This is a genomic window from Bacteroidales bacterium (genome assembly GCA_031275285.1).
Taxonomy (GTDB): Bacteria; Bacteroidota; Bacteroidia; order Bacteroidales; family UBA4181; genus JAIRLS01.
Genome location: JAISOY010000040.1, coordinates 1 through 6,003 on the forward strand (window position 1 = coordinate 1; position 6,003 = coordinate 6,003).

The 6,003-nt window shown below is 42.5% G+C and carries 4 protein-coding genes; 3 read left to right on the plus strand and 1 reads right to left on the minus strand.

Annotation, left to right across the window (positions count from 1 at the left end; translation table 11 throughout):
* Window positions 1-114: 114 nt before the first annotated feature.
* Window positions 115-1,710 (plus strand): 4Fe-4S binding protein, encoded by a 1,596-nt coding sequence (locus tag LBQ60_03465; protein MDR2036961.1) that lies wholly within the window; start codon window positions 115-117, stop codon window positions 1,708-1,710.
* 169 nt (window positions 1,711-1,879) lie between these two features.
* On the opposite strand, the gene LBQ60_03470 is transcribed toward LBQ60_03465, so the two are convergent.
* On the minus strand, window positions 1,880-4,072 hold the full coding sequence (locus tag LBQ60_03470) for a heavy metal translocating P-type ATPase (GenBank protein MDR2036962.1): 2,193 nt from the start codon (window positions 4,070-4,072) through the stop codon (window positions 1,880-1,882).
* Window positions 4,073-4,255: 183 nt separating this feature from the next.
* On the opposite strand from LBQ60_03470, the gene pyrF reads away from it, so the two are divergent.
* Both pyrF and LBQ60_03480 read left to right on the plus strand, forming a co-directional pair.
* Window positions 4,256-5,098 carry an orotidine-5'-phosphate decarboxylase gene (pyrF, locus tag LBQ60_03475; protein MDR2036963.1) on the plus strand — a complete coding sequence of 281 codons (843 nt, stop codon included), beginning with the start codon at window positions 4,256-4,258 and terminating at the stop codon, window positions 5,096-5,098.
* Window positions 5,099-5,128: 30 nt separating this feature from the next.
* Window positions 5,129-5,866, plus strand: a complete 738-nt coding sequence (locus tag LBQ60_03480) for a Crp/Fnr family transcriptional regulator (protein ID MDR2036964.1) — start codon at window positions 5,129-5,131, stop codon at window positions 5,864-5,866.
* Window positions 5,867-6,003 lie beyond the last annotated feature (137 nt).

The following is a 6,003-nucleotide window of genomic DNA, read 5'->3' on the forward strand; positions in this document are numbered from 1 at the left end:
GCAAAGAACCCGAAACCATTGATCATATTAAATTTGCCTATGAAATGGGGTTAGGACAGATCGATCTGTCAAAATTGAACATCAATAGGATCAGGGTTTAATACTTCCGGTAGAATGCAAGCCTATTTAAAGCCTGTACGTGTCGTTATCTCCATAGCGATGCTGGTCGCTGTCGGGTTTTTATTTCTCGATTTCAGCAGCTCTATACCTTCCTTCTGGTTTCGTACACTTACGTGGTTACAATTTGTACCATCTTTGATCAGCTTCCTGACCACTTTAGGGCATGGACTGGCTATCACGGCATATGGGTTTTTAGTGATCCTGCTATTGACCCTCCTCTTTGGCCGTGTATATTGCTCTTATATTTGTCCGTTGGGGATTTTTCAGGATGTGGTTTCCTGGATTTCAAAAAAAACAAAAAAGAAAAAATTCCGGTTCCGTTTTGCTCCTCCTAAATCGTGGTTAAGGTATTCGATTTTGATCATCGTTTGTTTATCATTGCTCACCGGGAGCATCTTTCTGGTCAATCTGTTGGATCCGTATAGCAATTTCGGACGTTTTATGTCGGATTTCTTCAAACCCCTATACACAGTGGGGAATAATTTGTTGGTGAAAATTTTTGAAGCCGCCGGATCATATGCATTATATCCTGTAAAAATCGTTATGGCAGATCCTTATGCCCTGGTTGTGCCTGCATTGATGTTGGTTTTGGTTATATGGTTTTCCTTCAGGAAAGGGCGTTTATACTGTAATGCGGTATGTCCTGTAGGTACTCTTCTGGGATTGGTATCCAAAGTCTCCTTGTTTAAAATAAAAATAGATGAATCGGGTTGTAACCAGTGTGGAAAATGCATGTTCGCCTGTAAATCGCAATGCATCGATGTAAAACAGCAGAAAATCGATTTCAGCCGGTGCGTGGGCTGTGGAAATTGCCTGAGTGCGTGTGACCGGAATAGTATCCGTTATTCACTGGCTACACCTAAAAAATCTAAAATAGAACAAACGGATCAATCCAAACGTCGTTTTGTTGCGGGTAGTTTACTTCTTATGGCCGCATTTAGCGGATTATCGATAAAAGCTTTTTCCCAGAAAAAAAACAAGAACAAGGGAGAAAAAGGAAGCGGTATAGGAACAGGAAACCAGGAAGTCATAAGGGCACATACCGTATGTCCTCCGGGGTCATTGGGTCTGGATCATTTTACCACCACTTGCACGGCTTGTCATTTGTGTGTGAGCGCTTGTCCGACAGGTGTACTCAAACCGTCATTTTTGGAATACGGATTCTTCGGAATGATGCAGCCTTATATGGATTATCAGGCCAGTTTCTGTAATTTTGAATGTGTAAAATGTACGGAAGTTTGTCCGAACAAGGCTATTTTACCCCTGACCAAAGAGGAAAAAATCATTACACAAATAGGTGTCGTACGCTTTATCAAACAGAATTGTATCGTATATACCGACGAAACCTCCTGCGGCTCCTGTTCCGAACATTGCCCTACACAAGCGGTTAAAATGGTCCCATATAAAGGAGAACTGACTATACCTGAGGTTAATCCCGATATCTGTGTGGGTTGTGGCGCCTGTGAATATGCCTGTCCCGTGACTCCGTATAAGGCGATTATTGTGGATGGTTGTGAAAAACATCAGGTAGCGCAAAAACCGAAAGAAGAAGCACTGGAAGAAAAACCCCTGGAAGACTTCCCATTTTAAAGGGTTAGTTTTATTAAAAATCCAAGGGTAATCCTTATTTCAATAAGATAGGTCGGTTATTTTATCGGCCTATCTTATCAAATTCCATCAATCAGGATAAAAATATTTTCATCCTGATTGATCCATCTTTCCAAATACGCTGATTTGATCTATTTTTCTTCCCAGGATATTACCCTTTAAAGCGTTTCAGGCTGAGTGAATTAAGTACTACCGATACGGAACTGAGCGCCATGGCAGCGCCTGCAATACCAGGATTAAGAAAGCCAAGTGCCGCGATTGGAATGCCTGCAATATTGTAGATAAATGACCAGAAGAGGTTCTGTTTGATTTTGCCGATGGTTTTCTGTGAAAGCCTGATAGCAAGCGGCAATGTCCTCAAATCGTTACGTATCAGAATCATGTCGGCGGTTTCAATAGCAATATCTGTTCCCGAACCGATTCCTATTCCGATATCAGCAGTAGCGAGTGCAGGGGCATCGTTAATACCGTCGCCAACCATAGCCACTTTCTTTCCTTCTTTTTTTAATGTTCCGATTTGTGTTGCCTTATCGCCGGGAAGCACTTCCGCCAATACCTCATCCACATTCAGTTGTTTCCCGACAATTCCTGCTACATGCCGGTTATCACCGGTAAGCATCACTGTTTTGATATTCATGTCTCGCAACCGGGCAACGACTTCCGCTGATTCCGGTTTTATCCGGTCGGCGACAGCCAATACAGCGACCGGCTCTTGTTCGATGCTCATTAACATTGGAGTTTTGCCTTGTTGCTCCAATGCAGAAAACAATTTCTCAGCTGTTTCAGTAAAAATCCCCTCTGATTCTTCGAATAGTTTTTTTGTACCAAGATATACCGTCTTTCCTGAAATAATGGCTTTAACGCCTTTCCCGGGAATGGCTTCAAACTTTTCAGGAGCATGGATATCTGAAACTCCGGACTCAGAAAGGGCATGGACAATTCCGTCATAAATAGCTTTTCCTAACGGATGTTCGGAATGTTTCTCTGCCATGGCGGCCATATGGAGTAGATCGGATTTATCACCGGTCAAAATTTCAAAATCTGTAAGAACAGGTTTTCCTTCGGTGAGGGTTCCTGTTTTATCGAATACCAATGTTTGTATCTGGCTGATCCCTTCGAGAGAATCTCCACCCTTGAATAAAATACCGTTTTCAGCACCCTTTCCTGTTCCCACCATAATGGCAGTAGGAGTCGCCAGTCCTAATGCGCAGGGACAGGCAATGACCAATACTGCTACCGCACTGACAATGGCCCGGTTTAATTCGCCGTATCCGAAAAACCAGATGGAAAAAGTGACCAATGAGATCAAAACGACCACCGGAACAAAAATACCGGCAACTTTATCTGCAATACTTTGTATCGGCGCTTTAGTTGTTTGCGCTTCTTCCACCATACGGATGATCTGCGATAACATGGTATCCTTACCCACTTTCGTAGCGGTAAAAGTAATGGCGCCATATTGATTGAGCGTAGCTCCTACTACGGTGTCTCCGGCTGTTTTTTCCACGGGAACAGGTTCTCCTGAGATCATCGATTCGTCTACGGAAGTATGCCCTTCTTTAATAACGCCGTCCACAGGGATCTTTTCTCCGGGACGTACAATGATCACATCCCCGACCTGAAGTTCTTCCGTTGGTATTTCCACTTCCTGGTTATCCCGGATAACTTTAGCTGTTCGCACCTGTAATCCGACCAGTTTTTTTATTGCATCGGATGTTCGTCCCTTTGCCTTAGCTTCAAGAAACTTTCCTAAAAGGACAAAAGTGATGATCATGGCTGCAGATTCAAAATAGAGATGGGGCATTTCGCCTGTTTCAGGATGTTGGAAAAGTAAATTGTACAGACTGTAAAAAAATGCCGCCGATGTGCCTAATGCCACCAGTACATTCATATCGGCACTTCGTGAGCGCAAAGAAAAAAATGCTTGGCGGTAGAAACGTGCACCGATAATGAACTGGACAGGTATTGTAAGTGCTAACTGCACATAACCCGAATGCAGGAAATCCAGTGCGGGAAGGTGCACATCCAGTACCATCAACAGCATCGATAAGAGCATTGGGGCTGTCAGGATGATGGCGATGATCAACGATATTCTGAGGCTTTTGATATTGCCCGGGGAAGCTTCCCGGTCTGCCGGTGAAAGCTTAAAACCCAACTGCTTCACTATTTTTGTGATATCATTTCCTGAAACCTTATCCGGATCATATGTAACAGACAATTGTTCGAGTGCAAAATTGACATTGGAAAAATCAACTCCTTTTGTCTCAGACACTTTTTTCTCAATCTTGGCGGCACAGTTGGCACAATTCATGCCTGAAACCTTATATTTTTCTTTGATGATCATGGATTATGTGTGATAATGAATAAGTAAAGATACAAATAATGTGCCTGCCATGTAAATACGTATACCACAAATTCCGAAAAGAGACGAGTGTTTTATCGATCTTTCCATCTATTTTTTTGTACTTTTGCAGAGTTGACCGAAAATGTCAATTGAAAAGGTTTATACCAGATTAATTTCCAAAACATGAATGCAAAAGAATTGTTTGAGAAGATCCGTGAAAAAAGGAGTTTTCTTTGTGTCGGGTTAGATAGCGATTTTTCAAAAATACCGGAATTCCTGAAAAGGGAACAACATCCCGTTTTCGAATTCAATAAAAGGATCATTGACGCAACCGCACCATATACGGTAGCGTATAAGCCTAATATGGCATTTTATGAGGCATTTGGTGTTGCCGGATGGGCGAATCTGCGTATGACGGTTGATTATTTACGTGAGAATTATCCGGAAATGTTTTTGATTGCCGATGCCAAGCGTGGGGATATCGGGAATACTTCTAAGATGTATGCCAGGGCGTTTTTTGATACGATCGGTTTCGACGCAATTACTATTGCTCCATATATGGGAGAAGATTCGGTAAAGCCATTTATCGGATATAAAGACAAATGGGCGATAGTTCTGGCATTGACATCCAATGTAGGAGCATCTAATTTTCAATATACCGAAGACAAATATGGCGGGCTGATGTTGTTTGAAAAGGTAATCAACCAATCCAAGAACTGGGGAACTGTTGATAATATGATGTATGTAGTGGGAGCCACCCGTGCCGATATGCTGAAAGATGTCCGGCGGCTTGTTCCTGATCATTTTTTATTGGTACCTGGTGTAGGAGCGCAGGGTGGAAGTCTCTCCGAGACAGCTCACGCAGGTATGAATGATCAATGTGGATTATTGGTGAATTCATCCCGTGCCATTATTTTTGCCGACAGTTCTGAGAATTTTGCCGAGATAGCGGCACAAAAGGCTATGGAAATGCAACAGGAAATGCAGTTCCTGTTAAAGGAAAAAGGTATTATTCAGGAGGAATAGGTATTATTTCTCAGACTATAGGTGAAAAAGATGGATAATATCGAGGAGATCTGTAAAAGATTTTTAGACGATCCCAATTCAATTTTTTATGTTCTCAACCACAGGGAAAAACAAGTCTTCCGTAATCGGTTAATATCGAAAACATACCGTAAAGGTGAATATATTTTTCGTGTCGGCGATATTCCTTCCGGGTTGATTTGTCTGGCGAAAGGCAAGGCCAAAGTATTCCAGGAAGGAGTTGGAGGCCGTGAGCAGATCGTGCGTATGGCCAAACCTATAGGATTCATTGGCTACCGGGCATTATTCGCAGAAGAAATACATGCCGCATCGGCAGTAGCCATTGAAGAATCAACGGTAGTAAGCCTTGATTATGAGACTTTATCAAGTATTATGGATGCCAACAGCCAGCTATGTCAGCTGATCATTAAATCTTTGGCTGCGGAACTGGGGTTCTCTTATTTCCGGACGGTAACCCTGACCCAGAAACAGATTCCGGGACGACTGGCAGAATCATTGTTGTTTTTGAAAGATACTTATGGATTTGAACGCGATGGGATGACACTAAAAGTGTGCCTGTCCCGTGAAGACATAGCCAAACTTTCCAATATGTCCACATCCAATGCGATCAGGACATTGTCCTATTTTGCAAACAACGGGTTGATCGGCATTGAAGGAAAAAAGATCAAGTTAATCGATATGCCGGGATTGGAGGAAATGAGTGACGAACGTAAATTTGACGGTTCATTGAAATATACTTCGACACCCTGAAATGAATAAAAACAATTTTATAAGTAGATGTTCATAATTAGCTCACATTATTGCTTTTTCTGTTTACCTTCTCATACAGTGGTGTTACACCGGGAAGGCCTGACCTTCCGGAAGCGGGCACCAGCCCTGCTAAGTGA